Annotated in this window: 25 protein-coding genes and 1 riboswitch; of the genes, 2 read left to right on the plus strand and 23 right to left on the minus strand. The window is 38.0% G+C overall.

Annotated elements, in window-relative coordinates; all coding sequences use genetic code 11:
- Positions 1-26: 26 nt before the first annotated feature.
- The 5 genes from PYW34_RS07710 to PYW34_RS07730 all read right to left on the minus strand — a co-directional run bounded on the left by PYW34_RS07710 (position 27) and on the right by PYW34_RS07730 (position 5,016).
- A complete protein-coding gene (locus PYW34_RS07710; protein ID WP_002294415.1) occupies positions 27-2,105 on the minus strand; it encodes a cation:proton antiporter in 2,079 nt (692 codons plus the stop codon).
- 12 nt (positions 2,106-2,117) lie between these two features.
- Entirely contained in the window at positions 2,118-2,393 is a 276-nt protein-coding gene (locus tag PYW34_RS07715; protein WP_002290188.1) for a hypothetical protein, read from the minus strand.
- 361 nt (positions 2,394-2,754) lie between these two features.
- Positions 2,755-3,210, minus strand: a complete 456-nt coding sequence (locus PYW34_RS07720; protein WP_002290187.1) for a hypothetical protein — start codon at positions 3,208-3,210, stop codon at positions 2,755-2,757.
- A 153-nt stretch (positions 3,211-3,363) separates the two neighbouring features.
- Positions 3,364-4,572, minus strand: coding sequence for a CCA tRNA nucleotidyltransferase (locus PYW34_RS07725; RefSeq protein WP_002334542.1), 1,209 nt, complete (start codon positions 4,570-4,572; stop codon positions 3,364-3,366).
- Between the two features lie 111 nt (positions 4,573-4,683).
- Positions 4,684-5,016, minus strand: a complete 333-nt coding sequence (locus tag PYW34_RS07730; protein ID WP_002290045.1) for a nucleotide pyrophosphohydrolase — start codon at positions 5,014-5,016, stop codon at positions 4,684-4,686.
- Positions 5,017-5,163: 147 nt separating this feature from the next.
- On the opposite strand from PYW34_RS07730, the gene PYW34_RS07735 reads away from it, so the two are divergent.
- The gene (locus tag PYW34_RS07735; protein ID WP_002294412.1) at positions 5,164-6,039 is read left to right on the plus strand and encodes a YitT family protein; all 876 of its coding nucleotides are present in this window, start codon (positions 5,164-5,166) and stop codon (positions 6,037-6,039) included.
- 81 nt (positions 6,040-6,120) lie between these two features.
- Here the strand turns inward: PYW34_RS07735 and PYW34_RS07740 are convergent, their stop codons facing one another.
- From PYW34_RS07740 to PYW34_RS07785, 10 genes are all read right to left on the minus strand, one after another.
- Positions 6,121-6,702 carry a ReoY family proteolytic degradation factor gene (locus PYW34_RS07740; RefSeq protein WP_002289878.1) on the minus strand — a complete coding sequence of 194 codons (582 nt, stop codon included), beginning with the start codon at positions 6,700-6,702 and terminating at the stop codon, positions 6,121-6,123.
- A 5-nt stretch (positions 6,703-6,707) separates the two neighbouring features.
- Complete coding sequence (locus tag PYW34_RS07745) at positions 6,708-7,967, minus strand: tetratricopeptide repeat protein (RefSeq protein ID WP_002289879.1); 1,260 nt, start codon at positions 7,965-7,967, stop codon at positions 6,708-6,710.
- Between the two features lies 1 nt (position 7,968).
- The gene (locus tag PYW34_RS07750; RefSeq protein WP_002294410.1) at positions 7,969-9,015 is read right to left on the minus strand and encodes a hypothetical protein; all 1,047 of its coding nucleotides are present in this window, start codon (positions 9,013-9,015) and stop codon (positions 7,969-7,971) included.
- A gap of 234 nt (positions 9,016-9,249) precedes the next feature.
- Positions 9,250-9,525 (minus strand): HU family DNA-binding protein, encoded by a 276-nt coding sequence (locus PYW34_RS07755; RefSeq protein ID WP_002290178.1) that lies wholly within the window; start codon positions 9,523-9,525, stop codon positions 9,250-9,252.
- Between the two features lie 242 nt (positions 9,526-9,767).
- Complete coding sequence (der, locus tag PYW34_RS07760; protein ID WP_002294408.1) at positions 9,768-11,078, minus strand: ribosome biogenesis GTPase Der; 1,311 nt, start codon at positions 11,076-11,078, stop codon at positions 9,768-9,770.
- Positions 11,079-11,259: 181 nt separating this feature from the next.
- Positions 11,260-12,471, minus strand: a complete 1,212-nt coding sequence (gene rpsA, locus PYW34_RS07765; protein WP_002334543.1) for a 30S ribosomal protein S1 — start codon at positions 12,469-12,471, stop codon at positions 11,260-11,262.
- 134 nt (positions 12,472-12,605) lie between these two features.
- Complete coding sequence (gene cmk, locus PYW34_RS07770) at positions 12,606-13,286, minus strand: (d)CMP kinase (RefSeq protein ID WP_002294405.1); 681 nt, start codon at positions 13,284-13,286, stop codon at positions 12,606-12,608.
- 48 nt (positions 13,287-13,334) lie between these two features.
- On the minus strand, positions 13,335-13,970 hold the full coding sequence (locus tag PYW34_RS07775) for an SAG1386/EF1546 family surface-associated protein (RefSeq protein ID WP_002294404.1): 636 nt from the start codon (positions 13,968-13,970) through the stop codon (positions 13,335-13,337).
- A gap of 65 nt (positions 13,971-14,035) precedes the next feature.
- On the minus strand, positions 14,036-15,439 hold the full coding sequence (locus PYW34_RS07780) for a RecQ family ATP-dependent DNA helicase (protein ID WP_002333250.1): 1,404 nt from the start codon (positions 15,437-15,439) through the stop codon (positions 14,036-14,038).
- Positions 15,426-16,457: a helix-turn-helix domain-containing protein gene (locus PYW34_RS07785; RefSeq protein ID WP_002334544.1), complete on the minus strand. Its 1,032-nt coding sequence runs from the start codon at positions 16,455-16,457 to the stop codon at positions 15,426-15,428. Before PYW34_RS07785 ends, PYW34_RS07780 begins: the two co-directional genes overlap by 14 nt.
- Before the next feature lie 30 nt (positions 16,458-16,487).
- On the opposite strand from PYW34_RS07785, the gene PYW34_RS07790 reads away from it, so the two are divergent.
- On the plus strand, positions 16,488-16,709 hold the full coding sequence (locus PYW34_RS07790; RefSeq protein WP_002294401.1) for a ferredoxin: 222 nt from the start codon (positions 16,488-16,490) through the stop codon (positions 16,707-16,709).
- A gap of 164 nt (positions 16,710-16,873) precedes the next feature.
- Here the strand turns inward: PYW34_RS07790 and PYW34_RS07795 are convergent, their stop codons facing one another.
- The 8 genes from PYW34_RS07795 to PYW34_RS07830 all read right to left on the minus strand — a co-directional run bounded on the left by PYW34_RS07795 (position 16,874) and on the right by PYW34_RS07830 (position 24,597).
- Positions 16,874-17,611 (minus strand): alpha/beta hydrolase, encoded by a 738-nt coding sequence (locus PYW34_RS07795; RefSeq protein ID WP_002334545.1) that lies wholly within the window; start codon positions 17,609-17,611, stop codon positions 16,874-16,876.
- A gap of 153 nt (positions 17,612-17,764) precedes the next feature.
- A complete protein-coding gene (locus PYW34_RS07800) occupies positions 17,765-19,105 on the minus strand; it encodes a M20 family metallopeptidase (RefSeq protein ID WP_002294399.1) in 1,341 nt (446 codons plus the stop codon).
- A gap of 236 nt (positions 19,106-19,341) precedes the next feature.
- The gene (locus PYW34_RS07805; protein ID WP_002290168.1) at positions 19,342-20,865 is read right to left on the minus strand and encodes a YfcC family protein; all 1,524 of its coding nucleotides are present in this window, start codon (positions 20,863-20,865) and stop codon (positions 19,342-19,344) included.
- A 377-nt stretch (positions 20,866-21,242) separates the two neighbouring features.
- Positions 21,243-21,854, minus strand: a complete 612-nt coding sequence (locus PYW34_RS07810) for an ECF transporter S component (protein WP_002294393.1) — start codon at positions 21,852-21,854, stop codon at positions 21,243-21,245.
- Between the two features lie 122 nt (positions 21,855-21,976).
- Positions 21,977-22,102: riboswitch (FMN riboswitch) on the minus strand.
- 81 nt (positions 22,103-22,183) lie between these two features.
- On the minus strand, positions 22,184-22,900 hold the full coding sequence (locus tag PYW34_RS07815) for a pseudouridine synthase (RefSeq protein ID WP_002294391.1): 717 nt from the start codon (positions 22,898-22,900) through the stop codon (positions 22,184-22,186).
- Between the two features lie 5 nt (positions 22,901-22,905).
- Entirely contained in the window at positions 22,906-23,475 is a 570-nt protein-coding gene (scpB, locus tag PYW34_RS07820) for an SMC-Scp complex subunit ScpB (RefSeq protein ID WP_002296975.1), read from the minus strand.
- Positions 23,459-24,229, minus strand: a complete 771-nt coding sequence (locus PYW34_RS07825; RefSeq protein ID WP_002298145.1) for a segregation/condensation protein A — start codon at positions 24,227-24,229, stop codon at positions 23,459-23,461. Before PYW34_RS07825 ends, scpB begins: the two co-directional genes overlap by 17 nt.
- Complete coding sequence (locus tag PYW34_RS07830; protein WP_002294387.1) at positions 24,226-24,597, minus strand: GNAT family N-acetyltransferase; 372 nt, start codon at positions 24,595-24,597, stop codon at positions 24,226-24,228. Before PYW34_RS07830 ends, PYW34_RS07825 begins: the two co-directional genes overlap by 4 nt.
- Between the last annotated feature and the right edge of the window lie 12 nt (positions 24,598-24,609).

A 24,609-nucleotide genomic window follows, 5' to 3' on the forward strand; every position in this document is an offset into this window, starting at 1 on the left:
TATAAAACTTGAAAATTTTTACCTTTTTATTTTATTGGACTCGTTTTTTTTGACTTTGCTCGAAACGCAAATCGGAAAGAAAAGTTATCAGATGGTTTGTTCATAGTATAAGATTCTAACAAATTGATATTCCTGCGATAGCTGTTCGCAGAAAACGTCGTGATTTTTTCAGCAACTTCGTATTCATCAATGATTTTTCTTTCAAGATAATAACCTCTTAGCATTTTTTTCGTAAACAGACTATCTTGCTGGATCATCCACGAAGAAATCAAATTCCCCGAGTTCATTTTTATTCCTTCAAGTTTGCGTTGCTGGATAAAAAATTGAACCATCGTTTCATCATAAATATCAGTCAAGTTATCTAAACTTTCAATAATCAACTGAGTATTTTTTTGATATGTCTCTCTGATTTCTTGGATATCTTCATCACTAATAAATGTCTGACGATCAGCATATCTTCTTTGCCAAAACATTTTCGGATGGAGAACGATTCGCATTAACCTACGGACAACAATGAACCAAAAGCCGATAAAAGACAAAATCTGGCTTGTGATAGAATGTTCGAATCGAGAAAGAAAACGGGAGTAAAAACGATAACCATTAGAAGAAAGCTTGCCCGAACGATAACTTTCATCCAATCCATCCCGTTCGATCGACAAAATCAGTGCTTGTATTTCTTGTACTTCTTGCTTTTCATCATCGGTTAAATCTTCCAAGTACAGATCACGTATCCGTTCTTGATAATTTTCTATCACTGCTTCAGTGGCTAAAAATTCTTTTGTATTACGATCAATTTCCTTTATTTCTTTTCGCAAAACTTCAACGACCTCTTCTAAAATCATCAAAGCATTCAAATCCGTGCTTTCCGCTTCCTCTGTTTCCGTCAGCATAGGCAAGACAATGATCCCTATGACCAAAGTCACTAAGATGACACCCGCCGTCAGAAACAAAAGCAAAGACCGCTGGTAAAACATCATATTATTGATTGAAAATGGCAAAATAAAAATCGTAGCCAAACTGACTGTTCCCTTTACACCGCCAAATGTTAAGATCAAGATCTCGTTCAACTGTTTTTTGAACTTTTTACTGCCATCTTTGAATACATAAAAAAGACTGATAGAAATGAATCTGATCACAAAAAGCATGACAGAGATTAATACGATAATCGCTAATAAAAGACCGTTTGGATATAAACCGTCTCCCCATACTGGCGAGAACACTTGCGTCAATTCGATTCCTAAAAATATAAATACTAATGCATTCAGTGTAAAAGCAATAGTTGTCCATGTACTGTGGGACAAGCTCGACAATTCTGCATCAAACACAGAGATTTTCCTAAAACCAGAAGCTTGGAGAATACCTGCTGCCACTGCAGCAATGATTCCAGATACATCAAATGCCTCTGCCAATACATAGGCTAGAAAAGGAAGCAAAAGTTCGATCAGCAGATACCCTGTGACATCTTGTGCTGATGCTTTTTCGATCAAATGAATTATTTTTTGTTTGAACCAGACAAGCAAAAAGCCGATCAAAGCTCCCCCAATACTAGAAACTACTAGACTCATCCCCGCGTTTACTGCTGAAAAAGATCCGGTGATCAGCGCACCAAGAGCAAACTGGAAGGCAGTAACACCAGATGCATCATTCAAAAGACCTTCTCCTTCCAAAATATGCATCGCCTTTTTAGGGATATTCACTCGTCCAGAAAGAGAACTGACTGCTACCGCATCTGTCGGACCTAACGCTGCTCCAAAAGCAAAGCAGGCAGCAAGTGGGACACTTGGCAACAGGAATGATAACGTCGCACCTACCCCGACAAGGGTCAAAATGACTCCTCCAAATGCCAAGAACAAAATTGTCCCGAAATTTTTGAGAATCGAAGAAATATCTGCTTTTTCTCCTTCTCTAAATAACAATGGTGCAATAATCATAACTAAGAACAATTCAGGTTCAAAATCGATTGATTGTCCCCACTCTGTCAGACCTAATACCACTCCAAGGAAAATTTGGATCAGTGGAGCTGGAATCATTGGCAAAATGCGGCTAGCTATGTTCGATAAGGTGATCGTTACTGCAAATACAATAACTAACTCAGCAAATTCCATCGTCCATCCCCTTTATTTTTTATTTTGTGTAAGCATTTTTAAAAATTGTTCTTTTTTCTTTAAAATTTTGGTTTCGACTACTTCAACCTGTGTTTGGTTCCCCTCTAATTCACACTGTACACGTTTTGACTCCAAACGAAGCAGATCATGTTTCAGACGTTCCAACTGACGATACATCAATATATTTCTTTTACGCAACTTACAAAGTATTTGACGGCGGTCATCCATCGAAAGGGCGCCATAGCGATCATGCAACAGTTTTTTTTGTTGTTCAAAACTCTCTCTCATTTTCCAGATCTCCTATACACAAACTTCCATCATTATAGCAAAGTTCTTTTTGGATGAAAAATATTTCATTGTTTCATCGTTTATTGCTAGTTAGAAATTTCCATAAATTTTTCAACGCCTCATTTTATTCCAAATAGTATCAGATATCAAGTAAAACTTAAGAAAGATAAAAGTTTCTGACAAAAGGATGTTTACTTTCCCATTCCTGCCTTTCTTGTTCTTTTATCACAACAAAAAAATGGGGCTGCGACAAAAATCTTGTCACAGTCCCTTATTCTGAATAAACGGTGTGGAAGAGACAGCCTATCAGTAGTAATAAGACACATCTCTTTCACAGCCTCATTTTTGCGTAAAAATCGATTTATTCGAAAAATTCCCCGTATACATCTTCTACACGTTGATCTGGATTGATCACGATATACAAGTTACCTGTTTTTTCGCTGATTTTTGTTGATTGATATTGATTGTCTAATCCTTCTGTTCCTTTATCTAGATATGGGAAGTACACAAGATCAGGTGTGCCATTTCGGTAAAGGATTTCCATTCGCTCGATATCTTCGTATTTCAATGCGCGATTAAACATGCCCATTTCCAGTCCGCCTAGGTTGATATCATGTGTCGCAACTGCGTCTCCTTCATGGAAGATTTCGATTTTAAATCCAGCACACGGATGGATTTCAACAAATTCACTGCCATTGATTCGTCCAAAACTTGTTGTGATTTGTTTGATCCAAAGATCGCCGATATGACGGCGGTTGATCGTCCAGGTTTCTCCATTTCTAAAATAAAATTTTAGCGCTGTCATTTCTTTACTCATTAAAAAGACTCCTTTATGATGTAATTTATTCTTGTACTACCTCAGTTTAGCACAAATTTATGTAAGTGGTCACATCTTATGTTTTTTCTTCTAATGACGTATCTGCCCACTTTAAGTAGCCAACAAAGCTGAGCAGATACAGTCTAGTGTTTTTTAAATCAATTTTTCTTTCGATAAAAAATCCAAAACCTGTTTTTTATCATTTTTTATTCTTTGTTCTACGACGGCTTTTTCAGCTAATTGCAAAGCTTCACTAACCCACTTACCAGTTTTTTTTCCAGTTTCTTCTAGCAAGATTTTACCATCTACTGCTAATTCGCTTAATGACTTGATAGGTAAACGATCATAGGATTCTCCTACGGCATCCATCTGAGGTGTTTCGTCAAAATAGATCATCAATTCTTCTACTTGCAGTGCATGTTTTTTGCCTAAGAAGTACAATTCGAATGGTTCCAAAGCTCCAGTTTCTCGTTGTCGTAGTCCTTGGACAAGTGCTTGAACGTCTTTAATCATTTGGTTAGAACACTTCCACGATTTCAAAAAGGAACGAATCTCATTTTCTTTTAGATCCAGTTGGCTGATCAATAATGCCCATGCTTGGCTCTCTTCTTTCAATGGGACGGATGGTAATTCAGCAAAACGTAAAAGTGCTTCGCCTTCTTCTTTCAAACCGGGACAGCAAATGTAGCACTCTGTTTCAATAAATGCATGGATTCCCGCGGCCCGTTCATTTCCCAAGAGCATCTTGATGAATTCCACATTTATACGTTCTACAGATATTTTACCTAATAGCTCGTGGTTTTCTTTGATGGCGTAGAAGGTTTCTTCCTCTAATTTGAACCCTAGTTGACTGACAAAACGCAACCCGCGCATCATTCGTAAGGCATCTTCATGGAACCGCTCATGAGGATTGCCTACAGCTCGCAAGATCTGTTCTTCTAGATCTTGCAGACCATCGAACAAATCGATGATTTCTCCATCTTCTTTCAAAGCAAACGCATTGATCGTAAAATCTCTTCTTTTCAAATCTTCTGCCAACGAACGAACGAATTCGACATGATCTGGTCTACGGTAGTCCTGATAAGTTGATTCCGTCCGAAATGTGGTGATCTCATATTGTTCATCATTTTCTAATACCAACACAGTTCCATGTTCGATCCCAATATCTATCGTTTTTGGAAAAAGCTGTTTGATTTCTTCTGGAAATGCGCTTGTTGCGATATCCACATCATGGATTGGCTGGTTCAGCAAGATATCACGAACACTTCCACCTACAAAATAAGCTTCATATCCTGCATTCTCTAATTTTTTCAGAACTGGAATTGCCTTTTGGTATTCCAGAGGTAATTGTTTTAATTTCATTTTTCCAACCTTTCCTGCGTGTTTCTTGTCCTGAGATAAAGACTCAGTTGCATGGTGACTGTTTGACAAGTCCGTTTCAGAGTCTTCAAGGCCAGGACCACTTCATCTTGTTTACTCGTCCTTACGCTCAAAGCGATTATGGTCTCTTTGATTGAATTTTTCCATGTTTTTTTCAAAAACTTCAGTTAAGTCGATATTCAATGAATTAGCCATGATCATCGTAACGAATAAAACATCACCAAGTTCTTCTGCTACCGAGTTAACTGGTTCAGAAGCCTTTTTGCTTTTTTCTCCATAAGTGTGGTTGACTTCTCTTGCCAATTCACCTACTTCTTCAGTTAATCGAGCCATCTGAGCTAATGGAGAGAAATACCCCACCTTGAATTGCTGGATATATTCATCCACTTCCTGCTGCATACTGTATAAAGAACGCTTTTTATCCATCTTTTTCCCTCCAAAACTATCTTACCAAAACTTTAACGCAAATCCTAGATAAGAGCAATTGAGAAAATCGAATTTCCATGCTACATTTAGGAAGGAATTTCTAAATGGAAATTCTGTGAAAATACATAATTGAAAGCTGGAATTCATATGGTCAAACGAAAAACAGTAAAAGAAGTTCTTTTTATCATTATAGGAACAAGTATTTATGCATTTGGTCTTGTTTACTTGAACATCGCTAATCATTTAGCAGAAGGGGGAGTCTCAGGGATCACCTTGATCTTAAGAGCTTTATTTGGTATTGATCCAGCTTATACGACTTTATTAATCAACATCCCATTGATTTTACTAGGAGGAAAGATCCTCGGTAAACGTTCCTTGGCCTATACTGTTCTAGGTACACTTTCTTTGTCATTCTTTTTATGGATCTGGCAAAGGGTTCCACTAGAAATCAATTTACAGCATGATCTACTGATCGTTTCTCTACTTGCGGGTTTAGTTGCAGGTGTAGGAAGCGGGATCGTCTACCGCATGGGTGGAACAACAGGCGGCAGTGATATTATCGCTCGGATTTTAGAACAAAATTACGGCATCACTATGGGGCGTTCCCTATTGGCATTTGATATCATCGTCTTACTTGCTTCATTAACCTATATCGACTTGAAACGTATGATGTATACGTTGATTGTTTCGTATGTTTTCAGTCGTGTGATTGATTCGATCTTAGATGGCGGATATTCTGCAAAAGGTCTACTTGTCGTCTCCAACAAAAGCGAAGAGATTGCACCACTACTGATGACCGGTCTGCAAAGAGGTGTGACTTTCCTTTCTGGAGAAGGCGCATTCTCTGGTAATTCAAAAAAAATCATCTATATGGTCGTTAGCTCTAGTGAATTAACTGAAGCTAAGAGGATCGTCCACGAGATTGACGAAAAAGCTTTCCTTTCAATCATCAATGTGCATGAAGTGGAAGGGCAAGGCTTTACTTATTTGAAGCCACAGACAAGATTACTGAAAAAACTATAAGAAAAAAGACAAAGATAGGCTATGAGGAAAGATTCCACATCCAGCTGACCTTTGTCTTTTTTAGTACTATACTATTTTTAACTAATTGTTATGTTCACTTACCCGGTTACTTTTCTTTTGTGTCTGCAAAAGGATCTTTCGGTTAACTTCATCAGATAATTTCAAAAAAGCATCCCTATCTCCATCTTCTAGTGCTTGATCGATTTGAGCATAAAGCATTTTTAGTTTTGCCTCTTCTTCTTTTTCTTGAAAATATCGTTCAATTAATTCAGTATCTTCTTCACTGACTGAAGAATCCCAAGAAGAAAATGGATTGTCTTCTAAGATAGATAGATATTCTCTTGTCTGCCAAGCATTTTCGAATATACATTCCACATATAAAGGCTTTTTCCAATTCAAACGGATTTCATGAAAAATCTGGTCTGTGTCCGTAAATTCTTTTCCCTGCAAAAACAATTTCATGGGTTCCCCTTCAACAGATAGATCACTGATCTGCAGTCCTCGATCCGCAAAATTCGCCCCTTCAACAAAGTGGACATTGCTTAAAATCGCTTCATGATTGGCAAGATAATTCAAGATCCAAAAAACTTCTCTTCGGCTAAAAGATACATGATTGACCATCCACGTTAAAAAATTCTTCTTTTCCCGTACATCAATTAGCATTTTTCTCACCTCTCTGTTAGGTCATCTAATAATGACAGTGCCTCCATATCTCCTGGTTCAAGTGTTAAATAATAAGTCAATAATTCTTGCGCTCTTTTCAGCTGCCCTTCTTCTCTTAAGAAAAAGGCATACTCTTTCAAGAAATCTGGTTCATGTGATAGTTCATGATAAGCCTGTTCATAGTGTACAGCTGCAACGGTAAAGTCTTCTAATTCATTATAAGCATGGGCTAGGTTCCATTCTGCATAAGGATTAGCAGTTTCTTCCATCTGATTGATCACTTGTATCACATCTTCATATCTTTCATCATCCAAGTAAAGATTGCTTAAAGTAAGTAATGTTTCATCTTGTTTGTCTCCTACTTCTAAAGCTTTCAGTAAAAGTTCTTCTGCTCGCTGTCTATCATGCAGACGGAAAGCATTTTCCGAGGCCAGGTGATAAAGTTCGACTTGGTAAGGATTTTCTTTGATTCCTTCTTCTAACACTGTTTGTGCTTCTTCAATCATTTCTTCTTCTTGAAGAGCTTGTCCTAGATATAGATATAACGATTGATAATGCGGATTAACTTCTCGAAGTTCTTCCAGATAGTTGATTGCCTGCTGATTTTCTTTCAATTGAAGATTCGTAAAAGCTAGCTGGAACAGTCGATCATCTGTCCTTTCTTCTTTCAGTGCTTCTTCTAAAGGTACGATAGCTGCTTCGAATTCTCCTTGCATACTTAAGGATTGTCCTAAACGTTCCTGCATCGAGATTCCTGAAATTTCATTTATCCCGCTTGCCAACAATGTTTCATAAACCACTGCTGCCTCTTTGAAACGATCAACTGAAAAATACAATTCAGCTAGCGCAAACTGGATCAATGGTTCATCAGGAAGCAACCCAGCTGCTTCTTTCAATTTTGCTTCACTCACTTCAGGGATTCCGATAACTTGGTACAAATCAGCTATCGCCAATAAGCTTTGCGGATAGTAATCACTTTGCTTATCCACTTTTTCCAGGTATTCAAAAGCTAAGTCGATCTCATTATCTTCGATTGCAATTTCTGCTAACGGGATGTTCAGTCCGTCATTTTCTGGGTATTGGTTGATCAGTTGTTCAAAAATCTGTTTTGCTTCGATCAAAAAGCCAATAGCCAGCAATTCTTCGCCTAGTTCAGCTAATATATCTGCTGGGTCTTCTTTTAATGCTTTTTCTAAAAAGATTTGTGCTTGTGACAAGTCTTCATCTGATAAAGCTTGCAACATTTTTTCGCTATTTGTATTCATTTCAATTCCCTCTTATCTCACTGACGATTTGTTGAAATACCGTCATTGTTCTCAATAATTCTTTTTCGTTTGGATGTTGGTATCCGTCTATTATACCTATTTTTTCTAAAACAAGTATTTTTTTGCTTTTTTCTGCCAAAAAAAGAACTTTTTCCAAATACTCCATCTTTGAAATCTGTTCCAGCCAGTGGATTGGATAGCCAAGCAAGTCCAGCCACACAAAAAAGTTTTTTAGTTGGAAATCAAAAGGATATGCTTGGAGATTCCACACGAAATGAAACATCATTCCTAAAAATTTTTTCATACTAGCAGAAAGTAGATGGCCATTTTCGGTCAGATAAAAAGCTTGTTCAAACAGTTTACCATAATTTGACAGGTTTTCTGCCTCTAATTGATAAAAATAGATCATTTCTTCGATCATCCCGGCAAACGGCCGAGTCGTTAATTGCTTTTTATTTGGATAGTTTTTATACAGATTTTGCAAAAAACGATGATCACAAATCATTCCGCAACAGATAAAAGTCAAAAAGTCAATCTGCTTTCCGTCCACCTGCCGCTCGCTGATTGTTTGATCATAAACGATGCGTTCTGGCAGATTGATGGTTTGCAGCACTACACGATTTGGTAGCTGCAAAATCGTCCGCTGCGGTGTTAATGCTCGGCTTAGAGAACGGATCGATACAGGGATCATCCATAGTGATGAATCAAGGGTTGTATGTTTTTGAAAAAAACCTGCCAGATCCATGATCCCTTCATTTCCAAATCCGATGATAAACATGGATTGATTTTCGGGATAGCGTTTGACGAAATCAAGCAGGTTCTTTAATTCTGTTAAATGATTGCATTGAGTGTTGGCACAAATATACCAGTCATTGTTTGCTTGATTTGCAAATAACGGGTTGATCTTATCTGCAAACAAATCATAATAGCGCTGATTCGTTAAAAATAAGATTGGCTGATCAATGGAAAGTTCTCTTAGCTGACTGACTAGCGTTTCTCCGTAAAACACTTTCGTCAACGCATCTTCTACTTGATAATCAAGTTCCATACGCATCCCTCCTCTTCTTATTTTTATTTTACCATTAGTAAGCAAATTCTAGAAAAGATAAGAGCAAAGCTCACCTCATAACTTGGAAATAAATAAAAATTAAATAAAATACATGTGTTTTCTATGTATGACATACGGATTCGGAATCTCTGTCTCTTATTTATTCCTTTTCTGCTAGGAAATAAAAAGAAAAGCACTTGTAGCCCTAGAGCCACAAGCGCTTTTTCAACTGTCTTATTTAACAGCGTCTTTTAATGCTTTACCTGGTTTGAATGCAGGTACTTTGCTAGCTGGAATTTCGATTTCTTCACCAGTTTGTGGGTTACGACCTTTGCGAGCTGCGCGTTCGCGAACTTCAAAGTTACCAAAACCGATTAATTGAACTTTTTCGCCGTTAGCTAAAGCATCTTGAATAGTTGAAAATACAGCATCTACTGCTGCAGTTGCATCTTTTTTAGTTAAATCAGTAGCTGAAGCAACTTTTTCGATTAATTCTGCTTTGTTTGCCATGGATAGATTCACCTCCTCCACAAGAGATATGATAGAAATATCATTTAGTTAAAACTTTCTGAGTGGTCCAGAAGTTTAAAAAGAAATATTGATTAACTTCAATATTCTGTTATCACGATATCATATGAACCGCTTAATAGCAAGGTTTTTACCAATTTTCACATGCTTTTTTTAGTCATAGAAACGTAACAAACGAAACTGTCTTTTTCTTTTGAAAAAAAAACGTCGATATGGTAAAATGCCTATTTTCTCCTACGAGGGATAATTCGGATGGACGTCCCTTCAAAAGTAAATGCTTTTCTGATTTGATTTTCTAAGAAACGTTCATAAGAAAAATGCATCAATTCCTCTTCATTGACAAAAACGACAAATGTAGGTGGTTTGACAGCGACTTGTGTAGCATAAAAAATCTTCAGGCGTTTTCCTTTATCTGTTGGTGTTGGATTGATTGCTACAGCATCCATAATGATATCATTCAACACAGCCGAAGAGATACGAAGATTCTGGTTCATACTTACTTGTTCGATCATTTCAGGCAGACGTTCCAACCGTTGTTTAGTCACTGCAGAAACAAAAACGATTGGAGCGTAATCAAGATACCGGAATTCATCACGAATCTCTTGTTCGAAATCACGCATTGTATTGGTTTCTTTCTTTACAAGATCCCATTTATTCACGACGATAATAATTCCACGACCAGCTTCATGGGCGTAACCCGCTACTCGCTTGTCTTGTTCCCGAATCCCTTCTTCAGCATTCAGTACCATCAAAACGATATCAGAACGGTCAATGGCACGCATTGCACGCATCACGCTGTATTTTTCAGTATTTTCGTATACTTTTCCGCGTTTACGCATACCAGCTGTATCTATCATTAAGAATTTCTGACCACTTTCAGAAACGAAGTGGGTGTCGATTGCGTCTCGGGTCGTTCCTTCAATATCCGAAACAATTACACGTTCTTCTCCTAAAATCGCATTGATCAAAGAGGATTTACCAACATTTGGGCGACCAATCAAACTAAACTTAATCGTGTCGTCGTCCTCTTCTTCAGTCTCTTCAGAGAAATACTTCACTGCTTCATCTAAAATATCACCAATCCCTAGTCCATGGCTTCCTGAAATAGGATAAGGATCGCCTAGCCCTAAGGAATAAAATTCATAGATATCGTTTCTCATTTCTGGATTATCTACTTTATTGACTGCTAAAATCACTGGTTTATTACTTCTGTATAAAATTTTCGCAACCATCTCATCTGCGTCTGTCACGCCTTCGCGTCCGCTGACTACACAAATGATTACATCTGCTTCTTCAATCGCGATTTCTGCTTGATGCTTGATCTGATCCATAAAAGGTTCATCGCCAAGATCAATTCCGCCTGTGTCGATCACGCTGAATTCTCGACCTAACCATTCACCTTTTGCATAAATACGATCACGAGTTACTCCAGGAGTATCTTCGACAATCGAGATACGCTCACCAGCGATGCGGTTAAAAATCGTAGACTTACCGACGTTCGGGCGGCCAACGATTGCAATTGTTGGATTTGCCATATTATTTCCTCCTCACAAGTTTCCAATCTCACTTAGTTTAACGAATGCATTGCCAACTTTCAAGCATAGATTGTCAATTAAACGAAGTATTTTTATTCCTTATTGAAATACTAATCGCTTTTCAAAAGAAAAACTGAGACAAAAGCAGCTGCTTTCATCTCAGTCACAGATACAAAATCAATTATTTTTCAGAATCATCGGTTGCTTTTTCTTCTACTTCTTCTTTCAACGCATCACCTAAAATGTCTCCCATAGTAAATCCAGTATTTTCTTCTGGTAATTCATAAGACTCAACATTTTTTGGTTCTTCTTCTGAAGCTGGTTTTTCTTCTAAAGCTTTGATACTCAATGCAATACGATGTTCTTCTGGATGGATCTCTAATACTTTCACTTTCACTTCGTCACCTTCATGAAGCACTTCATGTGGTGTCGCAATATGTTTATGTGAAATTTGAGAGATATGGACTAGCCCTTCTACTCCAGGGAACACTTCAACAAAGGCACCGAAGCTTGTCAAACGTTTAACTGTTCCGTCTAATACTGTGCCAACTGGAGCTTTTGTATCGATTTCTGACCAAGGTCCAGGCTGTGTGTCTTTGATTGACAAGGAAACACGTTCTTGTTCAGGATTGATAGACAACACTTTGACATTTACATCATCATTGACAGCCAATACATCACTTGGTTTTGCTACATGACTATGTGAAATCTCTGAGACATGGACTAGACCGTCAAATGCGCCAAAATCAGTAAGACGTGCAACACGTCCACTGAGAACATCTCCCTCATGGATAGTTGAAAGAATTTCTTTTTTCTTTTCTTCTCTTTCGTTTTCCACTACCGCTTTATGCGATAAGATCAAACGATTTTCTGATGGTTCGATTTCGATGATTTTAAAGCTCAATGTTTTGCCTTTATAGTCTGAAAAGTCTGCAACAAAATGATCTTCCACCATTGATGCAGGGACAAAACCACGTACACCGACGTCAACGACTAAACCGCCTTTGACAACATTTGTAACAGGTGCTTCGATGACCTTGCCCTCTTGGAAATCTCTTTCGATATCTTCCCAAACTTTTTTAGCATCTAAACGGCGTTTTGAAAGTAGGTAGCTGCCGTTTTCTTTATCTTTGCCGATCGTACTGATAACGACTAAATCTAATACATCACCGACTTTTACTACTTCGCTGATATCTTCTACCGGCAAAGTTGATAATTCTTTTGCCGGAACGACTCCTTCAACTCCAGCCCCTTCGATTCCGACAATCACTTGTTTGTCTTCAATGACTAAAACTTCGCCCTTAACAACATCGCCAACTTTTACTTCTTGTACGCTTTTCATTGCGTCTTCCATTGACTGGTTGTTCTCTTGATTTTGATCAAATTCTGTCATAACACTTGTCCTCCTAACCAACATTCTGCCGTAAGTACGGTACTGTTTTTAGTTTAATTGATTATTCAAAAAAAATAAAGCGATTTCGTTCGTTTTCCTTGAAAAAACAATTGTTTTTCATTTTTTTTCTTAATTTAAAAAAGAAGATAACCTTTTTTCAAAACAACAGCTTTTATTGCTGCAACGACTTCTGGAATCGATTTGCCAGTCGTATCGATACGAACAGCATCCTCTGCTTGCTTCAGCGGAGAGACGTCCCTTGTTGAATCATAATGGTCTCTTTCCTGTATCTCTTTCGTCAGTGTTTCAAGATCAGTCGGAATTCCTTTTTCTTGGTTCTCTTTGAAACGTCTTTCTGCACGCTCACTTACGCTTGCTACTAAAAAGATTTTCACTTCTGCATTCGGTAATACAGCTGTCCCGATGTCTCTTCCGTCCATGACAACGCCACCGCGTTCCCCTATTTTTCGTTGGATAGCAACTAATTCTTCTCTGACTTTTCCATGTGCAGAGACTTCAGAAACAGCTTTTGTGACATCTGGTTGACGGATTTCTAAAGTCACATCTTTTGATGCTATGAATACATGCTGTCCATCTTCTTGTTGCGAAAAAGAGATAGGATACTTTTTGATCAGCGAAACTAGCCCTTCTTCATCTGAAAAAGATACATTGTTCGTAATAGCTAAATAAGTTACTGCGCGATACATGGCACCGGTATCTGTATAAATATAATTCAATTCTTTTGCTAATATCTTGGCAACGGTACTTTTCCCAGATGAAGCAGGCCCGTCGATTGCAATACTGATTTGTGTCATGATATAACTCCTTTTTCTCAGAAAAAAAGCCGCAAAGCGCGGCTATTATTATTTAATTCTTAATTCTTGACCAGGGTAAAGCATAAAGTTGTTTGGATCTAAGCCATTCAATTCAAACAATTGATCAGTGGTGATCCCTGCACGCTCAGCCACTTGTTTTGGACCTTCGCCTGCTTGAACAGTCGTTGTTGAACCGGCTGCAGCTGATGAAGAAGGTGTTGTTTCTGCTGCATTGCTGCTTGAATCCCCTGCTTGATAAGTTGCCTCACTTGAGGAAGTCGGTGTTGTCTCTGCTGCAATACTGCTTTCTGACGTTACACCTGTATCTTGAGACACAGTAGATTCTTCCGCGATTGTACTAGATTCTACTGTTGAAGTCTCAGTTGACTCCTCTTTTGTTGTACTTGTAGAACTTTCTACTACTGATGTCGAAGTTTCAGAAGAAGTTGCTGCTGTTGCATTGTTGCTTGATCCATTTCTGATCCAGAAATAAGCACCTGCTGGAATAGCGATACATAAGACCAGTAAAATCAAAAATAGCGAAAGAAATAATGTATTTCCTTTCTTTTGTTGTCTCTGAGAACTTCTTGATGAAACTTCATCATCTGTATCGTAGATTGGTTGTTCCCATGGTTCTTGTGTTTCGTTATTTTCTGTAGATTGATGTCTATCTTTTCTGCTCACTGTTTTACCTCCTAAACTCTATCGTGTGTATTATACCATAGGAAAAAGTGTCTTGTCCTAAAAAATCAATGTTCCATGTTTTTTTTAAATAAATTTAGTAAAATCGTTTCCCAATGAAGTTGTTCAGTCTTAGAAAAAAGCTTCCTCTTTGGCAGAAGTTCTGCTTTTGCTCCATCAATATCACAACAATTCTGCGGCTTTTCGGAGAGTTTTTCGCCAAAATAAGCTAAGATGAATTTTCTGCGGCAGTTTTCTTCATTAATATAGCGAAGCATCTGCTGCAGGCGGAATTCTTTTTCTTTTTCCTGACGTTTGAGCCGTTCCACCCAATTTTCTGGTTTTTCAGACTGCTGGATCAGCTCCATCCATTTTTTTTGCAGCTCATCAAAGGGAGCTTGCTCTGTGGCATATTCCAAATAAAGCTCAAAACTTTGTCGCTGTTCTCTAGAAAGTTGATTAAAGAAATAATGGATACGTTCATCCCCACTTTGATAAAAAAGAATTGCTGCACTTTCTTCCTGATCTCTGCCTGCTCGACCGATTTCTTGTACATAGTTTTCTAGACTGTCTGGCAAATCATAATGGACCACATAACGGATATCAGATTTATCGATCCCCATACCAAATGCATTCGTAGCAATGAGAAACTGCAGCTGATTTTTTACAAACTGCTGTTGAAGTTGTCTTCTTTGAGCTGCATCAAGACCACCGTGATAGTATCCAACTGTAAAACGTTCCCTGAATAAATGATACAATCGTTCGACTTCTTTTTTTGTTGCACAATAAATGATTGCCGCTCCTTGTGCTCTTTCCATGAAGTGTTCAAGTTCTTGTTCTTTTTGCTGCGTTTTCCGAACAAAAAGCGAGATATTTTGCCGATTGACTGATTGTCTGATCTCTTTTGGTGGTCGATCAAATAGTACATGACGTATATCTCTTGCTACTAAATCTGTTGCTGTCGCCGTTAGTGCCAGTGTGACCGGGTTTCCTAAAAGCTTTCGGATTTTTCCTAACTGTTGATATTCTGGACGGAAATCAACTCCCCATTGAGACACGCAATGAGCCTCATCTACTACATATAACGCAATATTTTGTTTTTTCAGATGCTCTAAAAGAGAAGGATTAGTCAACATTTCGGGACTCAAAAACAAAAATTTATATTGCGATAGATGACAGAGGACGTATCTTCTTTCAGATTGCGAAAGTAAACTATTGAAAGCAGCTACTCGTTTCTCCCCTCGTTTTTGTAATTGCGTCACTTGATCTTCCATTAGAGAAAGCAGCGGTGACACGATGATGACCAGACCTTCCATTAAATACCCCGTCAATTGATAGCAAAGGCTTTTTCCCGTTCCTGTAGGCAAAATAGCGAGAGTATCTTCTCCATCAAGCAACGCCTGAATAATTTCTTCTTGGCCGGGACGAAATGAATCAAATCCAAAATATTTTTTTAATTCATTTATTAACATTCTGTATCGCTTCCTTTCTCAATAGATAGATTTGATACAAACGAAATTCTCCATAATCTAATTGTCCATCTACATTCCATTCGCTAAAGCGCCACTCTCGCACGGAATCCTTATTTGGTTCCAAACGTTCGATTGTTTCTGCAGAGAGAATCCACTCGTATGGAAAATCATCAAAAAACAAGGCCCACTCAATAAGATGATCTGTTACTGTTCCTCTTTTTAAATGACGGATTGCCATGATCTGGTCAATTGTCTGACCATTCATAAACATCTGCTTGGTGATCATCATGCTTTGATTGAAATTTTGCTGTAATAATGAATCGATCAAAGCGTGCCAAAGCGAATCTGGCCGTTTTTCGATTTGTGCTAACAAAAGGTGGATACATCTGCTTTGTTGCAGATAAACCGTTGACTCATCATTGTTTTTTGCCAGCTGATAAGGAAGCAGCCCTGTTCGCTCATTTCCAGATAATTGGTTAGCTAAAAAATCTGCTGCTTCTTCTGGTATCTCCGAAAACAGCTGCACCAAACTCTCATACGCAGTATCAATCAAAATTTCACGTGGCAATTGGCTTTCACTAAGCCATTTTTTTAGTTGGAAAGTATAAAAAGGACTTGTCTCTGCTGGAAGATAGTCTTGAATACCCGTTGCCAGATTAGAAATTACTTGAACAGCAAATTTAATGAGCCGCCAACTAGTTTCCCCTGTTCTGCCATAGCGGTCAAAACGCAAACCAGTATGTTCTATTTGATGTTCGGACAACATATCAGCCCCTGCAGGCGTTAGCTTTGCTTCATTTTCATTTATTTCGATCCAACCTTGCTGCGCAATTTTTTGCAAAATTTGATAAAACTTATCCTGCTTCAATTCTGGAAAACTGTTATGGATAAACAAAAGTTCGTGGGTAAATCCATAAATAAGTACTGAAGTCGTTCGTTTTCCCACAAGGAGTTGGTAAAGAGAACTAATCCGCAGCTTGTGTCCTGATGAAAATAGCGATAAAATAAAAACAATCATATTATTCTCCTTAAGTTAGGATGGTTAGAAATGTCACTACTATGTAAACTTGTACCTGAACGCTGTATTGCATGCGGTCTTTGTCAAATCGAAGCGCCAGATATTTTCGATTATGATGAAGAAGGAATCGTTTTATTTGCCCAAGAACCAGAGGCTCATCAACAGTTCGTGATGCCGGAAGAAGAAACATATGTAAAAAAAGCGTATCAAAAATGTCCAGTTCGAGCGATTTTATTAGAAAATAAAATATAAATATAAACGAAACTTTAAAAACGTACACTAAGTTCTCTAAACTTGAAAATAAGCCGGGATCTGTTTCTCTTGTTCCGTGAAATCCCGACTTATTTTGAAAGATTCATTTGCTATCTATAGTTAATTGACTAGTTTTTTCACGGACCCTATAGGACCCATTTATATTATTTCAACTTTTTCAGCCAGTTTTCCAATGTATTGACGATCACAGTTTGCTGGTCTGCGTTAGAAATTTCTGCCTCTCCATCTCCTTTTTGCTCACCATAGCTGCCAAAACCTCCATGATTTCCGCCATTGATTGATACATACTCTGTTCTTTCCGGTAAATACTGCTTAGCTTCTTGATAAGCTTCCTGATTCAATACTTTATCTTTTGTCGCCGTGATCGATAAAACAGGAACAGCTGATTCTGTCAATGTTCCTTTTTTGTCGGGATAACTTGCCATGAAGAATACCCCTTTTAAATGTTTGTCTGAATGATTCTTATTGACATAACGACTTGCCATTACGCCACCTAATGAATGGCCACCGATCACATAATCGGAATTTGGAAAATCTTCTTTGACCTTATCCGCTTTGTTTCCGCCCATCACTGCTAGATCAAGTGGCATTTTGACAATAGCGACTGAAAAGCCGTTTTTTGCTAAATCTTGCGCCCAAATACTATAACTTTCTGGCTCTACGAGAGCACCAGGATAAAAAATAAGTAATGGAGACTTTCCATGATTCTTTTTCTCTCCTTCAAAAAATAAGTAATCTTCTTTGTTTTTTCCTTCTTTTACCAACACTTGCACTTCTGACGATGGTTCGTACGTATTTTGCTGTATATAGTAATAACCGGCTCCACCGAGTAATCCTAAAATGATGACTAAGCCAATTAGTATTCGTCTAAATATTTTCACTTTCTCCCACCTTTTCTATCTGAGTGACCCCTTTTTCTTAATCAAGTATGATTATACCTTAAAAAAAATAAGAGAGAAATGCAAACTTTCCAGCATCAAATAAAAAAAGACGGAATATCCATTTGAATATCCGCCCTTTTTGTATGTTTATTTTTATTTAGCACATAAACGATACACAGCTTCTGCATAAATTTCCATTGCTTTATACATACTACTTAATTCCCATCGTTCATTCGCCTGGTGCATAAAGTCAGGAGTATCAGGGAACATCGCACCGAATGCCACACACTGGTTCATCGTACGAGCAAAAGTAGCGCCGCCTGATACAAACGGTTCAGTCATGTCTCCAGTAATATCGCGATATGTCCCCAATAGATTTTTCACTAACTCACTGTCTAGTGGCACGTATAATGAATCAAGGAAGTCAAATTCTTCATAAGTCAACCCATATTTTTCTGCTGTTTTAGTTAATTTAGCTACTAAATCATCTTTCTTGAATGTAACAGGGATTCTCATATCTACACCGATTTTTGTTTGTTCTGGTGTGATTTCCAAACTTGCAAAGTTCATCGTTAGCTCGCCGGATTGTTCATCTTCTGTTTTGCCCACGACAGCTTCACCAGTTGCATTTTCTTGAACTAATTTTCCTAAGAAATTGATTGGGCCAAAATCAAATACTTCTGAAAGAGCAATTGCCAGACGAGAAATAGCATTCACTCCTTGTGCTGCATCTTTCGCGTGGATACTTTTACCAAGAACGACGATGCCTTCACCTTGTTCTTCGAAATCGAATTCGTGTTTTTTCAATGCTTCTTTTACTTCAGAAAGCTTTTCTCCAGAGTAAGGAGCTGCATCAGGAACAACATTCAACGCTCCTCCAGCTTTTACAGAAAACTCGTTCGTTCCTGGTCCTGTCAAGTAAGCTTGCAATAAGCCTTTTTCTGCATAAATTAAAGGAAATTCAGCATCTGGCGCAAATCCTTGCGTAATTCCTTCTTCTTTTTCGTTATATTTTTCTAAACAACGCCATAAATTTTCTTCATCTGTACCAAAGATAAAACGAATACGTGTCTTGAATTCCACGCCAGCATCAATCAAAGCTTTGACGGCATACATTGCCGCAATAGAAGGACCTTTGTCATCTTGGGATCCGCGACCAACTAACCAGCCGTCTTTTATAGTTGGATCGAATGGTTTTGTTTCCCAATTATTTTCGTCCCCTGCTGGAACAACGTCCATATGACACAAGATACCGAATAATTCATCTCCAGAGCCAATCTCTGAATAACCGTAATAGCCTTCTGGATCTTTAAATGTTCTAAATCCTAGCTTTTCACTGATTTCCAATACTTTATCCAAAGCTTCAATCACTTTTTTACCGAAGGGATGTCCTTGTCCTGAATCTGCTTCATCTAGTACGGAAGGAATTCGGATCAATTCGCTCAATGATTCTAATGCTTGTTCATGATGTTGTTCTGTCACAAATTTTTTCATGATATTATCCTCCTAATATGTTAAAAAGGGTCATGTCAAATTCCTCCGACACAACCTCTTCTTCTCAAATAATGACGTTTTAAGCCTGCTCCATCAGCAAGCAGAATGTTCTTAACAAATGATGAAAGAAAAAACACTCACTGAATGGAGCTATTGACTTGTCCACGTGCTTATCGATAGCCGTTTATCGGTTTCTTCATTCTTATGATAGACCTTGTACCTGTATTTGTCTAGGTTTAGAACATTGCTGCTACACCTAGGATCACACAGATGGCTACAAATAATATCGCAATTAATTTACCGGTAAATTTCCACCACACTGAAACATCGAAACGAGCAATTGCTACAGCACCCATTACGATAGCAGATGTTGGTGTAATTAAGTTTACTAAACCAGATGCAGATTGATAAGCAGTGATTACTAAATCCTTACCGACGCCGGCAAATTCACCCATAGGTCCCATGATTCCCATTGTTGCAGCAGCTAAGCCGGAAGTTGAAGGAATCAAGAATGACATAGGGATATAGAAAATAAATGTAATAATGATGAATACACTTGAAGATAATGAACTTAATCCTTGTTCGCCCCAATGTAAGATGGTGTCTGTGATTAATCCATTGTTCATAACCACTTGGATACCACGAGCAACAGCTACTACGATTGCTACACCGATCAAATCAGAAGCACCAGCTAAAAATTCAGAGACAAATTCAGACTCTTTCATGCCATAAGTGATTGCTACTACGATGGACATTACTAAGAATAACATAGTAATTTCTGGGAAGTACCAGTCACCTAATGGAAGCATGCTTTTACCTAGAACCGTACCTAGTACCGGAAGGTTTGTTAACCAGTTTGTCAATGATTCAAAAATCGTGAAATTCGCATTCAAGGTTGTCCAAGGAATCAAACTGATGATCATGATACCAAAAGTAATAAAGAACAATACATTAACATGTTTTTGTTTTTTCGTGATTACTTCTTGACGACCGATTGCTTCAATATCGAAATGCTTCATATCTTCTTTACGTTGGTTGTATACTAATGATTTTGTTGGATCTTTTTCGATCTTTGATGCATAACGATACACATATACAATAGAAATAGCTAACAAAATAACGAACATCAAGAATCGAAGACCAATACCTTCACCCATCGAAATCCCAACAGCTTGTGAAGCTACGCCTGTTGCAAAAGGATTTACCGTTGAAGCTAGACAGCCTACTTGAGACCCTACTAATACGATTGCTACAGCTACTACTGTATCAAAGCCTACAGCCATCATGACTGGGATCAGTAAAGCATAGAATGGAATCGTTTCTTCTGCCATTCCGTAAGTAGAGCCGCCTAATGCAAATAACAGCATCAATACTGGAATAAGCATTTTTTCTTTTCCTTTGAATTTCTTCACAACTGAAGCAATCCCGGCATCTAGTGCCCCTGTTTTGTTGATAATACCTAAAAATCCACCAACAACCAAAATGAAGAAAGAGATTGGGATTGCAGCAGGTGTTTCTTTAGTTAGCTCCCCCGCTGGTACACCTAGCATCCCATTGATTGGCGCCATGAAAATATCCCACAGCCCTTGAGGATTTTGTTGTACTCGTTCATATGATCCAGCGACGATGTTGCCTGCATCGTCTACACTATAGTGCCCAGCTGGTATAAACCAAGTAAGTACAGCGATTACTGCAATAATAATAAATAAGACCGTATACGCTGAAGGCATTTGAAATTTTTTCTTTTTTGTTTGTTCCATCTTCTTCTTCCTTTCTTTTCCGTTAGAGACAACAATTTTGGCTCTAATGTTATTTTATCAAAAAGAGTATCAGAACAAAAATAATAACACGCATTTTGTAAAACTTTTGTTCAAAAAGTTCGTTTTTCCCTATTCCCTCCTCTTTTTTCAGGTTTTTAAAGCTTTCTTCTTTTTCATTGTAGCGTTTCCTTTTTTTTATAAACAAACATTTTCGTCTTTTAAAAGGAGAAGAATTTCACATTTGCAAAGAATTGATTGATTTTTATGCATAAATCAAAAAAATACTCAAAACAAACAAATAAAACGTTTACATTATTGCATGTCTTGTATTTTTTTCCAAAAAAAAAGACCAAGAAATTTCTTGATCTTTTTGATATTTATTTGACTGCTGTATGACGTTGTTCGAACTGATGTTGTTTTCGACTTAACCATGGAAGAAGTTGCGCATGCAGCACTAAAAAGACAGCACTCACGATGAATCCTTTGATCAAGTTGAAAGGAACGATCCCAATCAGTACATAGTTTGCTAAAGACATGCCCAGCATCTGTGTTGCGTTCAGCCCTAAAAACATTAAGTAAAGAGGCGTAATAACGAAATAATTTGCGATACTCATAAAAATAGTTAGAGCGATGGTTCCTGTAATGACACCTAAAAATTTGTTTCTTCCTTTATGCTGTTTCTTTACACTAAAGAAATAATAAATCGGGAATGTAAAGATCGTTGTTGATAAGAAACTAGCAGTGTCTCCTACCAAATTATCCGGAGAAAAACCTGTAGTCAGCAGATGTAATACTGAACGCAAGAACGCTGTTGCAACTCCGGCCGCTGGACCGAATAAGAACATGCTGATCAATACCGGGATATCACTAAAATCGATCTTCAAAAAACTAAAAGCCGGCATGATCGGAAAAGCAAAATACTGTAAAACTAATGCGATCGCAGCAAACATCGCTACTGCAACCATTTTCTGTACACGGGTGTTCTTCATTTGAAATCCTCCTGTTAGGACTCCTCTTCAGCGAACTTTTTGACGTTTCTCTCCAAATGAAAAAACTCTATTTTCCAGGGAAAATAGAGTTAGAGTTATTTGATCAAGCGTCGTCAAATAAGCTCTATCTTCTTTATCCAGACTATACTGTCGGTATCGGAATTTCACCGATTCAGCTATTTTTTTGCAAAATAGGTCGTGGACTATAACCACCGGTCGGGAATTTCACCCTGCCCCTGAAGACGAACCTTATATAATTTTTGTTTACATATTCATTATACATATCTATTCAAAAAACGCAACATCTAACACTTATAAAAAGTAAGTGTTCATTTTGAGTGGTTCAGCAAACTGCTGACTTCTTTTTTGTTCAGTTCACGGTAATCCCCAGGACGTAGGCCTTGTAAAGTCAGATCTCCGTATTTTTCACGTTTTAGTTTTTGCACAGGAAGACCAACTGCTTGAAGCATATTTTTCACTTGATGATTACGTCCTTCGTGGATCGTCAATTCCACGATACTGTGGTTTGTCTTAGGATCCACTGATAAAATTTGGAATTTAGCTGGAGATGTTTTTCGTCCTTCGATCTTTATTCCTTTTGTCAAAGGTGCAAGCATCGATTTTGTAGCGATCCCTTTTACCTTTGCAACGTAAACTTTATCCACTTCATGTTTTGGATGTGTCAGGCGCTGAGCAAAATCTCCATCATTTGTCAGTAGCAAGATCCCCGAAGTATCGTAATCCAGTCGACCTACAGGATAGATACGTTCTTTTACCATCGGCAAAAGATCCGTAACAACTTTTCTTCCTTTGTCATCTGCAACAGCAGAAATAACTCCTTTAGGTTTGTACAATAAATAGTAACCGTATTCTTCTTGATAAATTGGGACTTCATCCACTTCCACAGTGTCATGTTTCCCAACTTTTATCCCTAATTCCCTTACAACTTGTCCGTTTACTTTTACACGTCCTGCAAGGATGAATTCTTCTGCTTTTCGACGAGAAGTGATGCCAGCGTGGGCAATTACTTTCTGCAATCTCTCCATTACAATTATTCTCCTTTATTCATTCCATCAAAGAATAGATCTGGTGACACGTCTTCTTCAAGTGAAATTTCCATTTCTTGTGTATCAGGCAGTTCTTCTAATGATTTCAAACCAAAATAATCTAAGAAGTAGCCAGTTGTTCCATATAATATCGGCCGACCTGGTCCTTCTACTCTACCTTTTTCTTCAATCAGTTTATGGGCAGCTAGACGCTGTACCGCTCCTGAAACCTGAACTCCTCGAATCTGCTCGATTTCAGCTCTTGTGATTGGCTGTTTATAAGCGATGATTGCTAAGGTTTCGACGGCGGCTTGAGATAATGTGTTTGATGTCCCTTGCGCATATCGCTTAAGTAAGGGAGCCAGCTCTTTTTTAGTCGTTAATACATAATGGCTTTCCGTTTCAAAAATATGCAAAGCTGAGTGCGAGTTTTGAGTGTAAGATTCTTTTAATTCTTTCACTAAACTTGTGACTTCTGCTTCGCTGAGATTTAACAGTCCGCTTAATTCTTCATTACTGATCCCTTCCTCGCCAACAATAAAAAGAAGGGCTTCAAGTTCACTTAATTTCGTCATGTTCGGTATCTCCTACTGCTGGATAAAGCATAATTGATTCATAGTTTTCTTTTTGTTGCGCAATGATCTGCCCTTTTTTCATCAATTCTAGCAAAGCCATAAAAGTAGTGACAACTTCACTTTTAGAAGGTGACTCAAAAAAAGAATCGAAAGTACAGCCATGCGCATTTCTTTTTATACGCTCTTCGATAAATACCATTCGTTCTTCGATCGTTGTGTCATCGGGCGTGATCGTTTTTTCCACTTTTTGAGAAAATTTCTTACGTTCTAAGATTTTCTGCATGGCACGGATCAAATCGATTTTTTTGACTTGTCCTCGCTTCAACGGCTTTTCAGCATCCGCTAACCCATCGATGTTCATAGGTTCTTTTGTGTAATAAAGACTTCGTTCCTCTGCTTTTTCTGTCAGTCTTTCAGCTGCATATTTATATTTACGGTATTCTAAAAGCTGAGTGACCAATTCTTCTCGAGGATCTTCTTCCCATAATTCTTCATCGTCTGTGACGAATTCTTGGACAGGAAGCAATGTCTTGCTTTTGATTGCCATCAATGTAGCAGCCATCACTAAGTATTCTCCTGCAACAGCTAGCTCTAGTGTTTTCATTGTATGGATATAATTCATATATTGCTCCGTGATCGTAGCGATCGGTATATCATATATATCGATTTCCATTTGCTGAATCAGATGAAGCAGCAGATCGAGAGGACCCTCGAATACATCTAATTTAATATTGATCTCCGTCAACTCATTCACTCTTTCTTCTTTTTCTTTGCTAGCCATTTTCCAATGTAAGGCTCTGTGATTTCAGTTGCACGGATGGAGACATCCGGGTACTTTTCCTGTAATTCATCTAACATTTGAAAGCCCATATTCTCACCGCGATAAGACGGATTCAAAGAAATGTCATGGATGATCAGCTGATCGTTCGTTGCCCAGTAAATACCAATAATCCCTTGAATGTTGGTTGAACCTTCTGGCGTAAAGAAAAAAAGTTCATAATCGTCTTCAGATTCGTACGTATCAATCTCCTTCAACAAAGAAGTTTTACCTGTCAGTTTCTTATGGAAACTCAATAGTCCCATAGCAATTTTACGGTTTTCTTTCCGGTAATGTGTTAACATCTTCTCACCTTC

This window comes from Enterococcus faecium (genome assembly GCF_029023785.1).
GTDB classification, from domain to species: domain Bacteria; phylum Bacillota; class Bacilli; order Lactobacillales; family Enterococcaceae; genus Enterococcus_B; species Enterococcus_B faecium.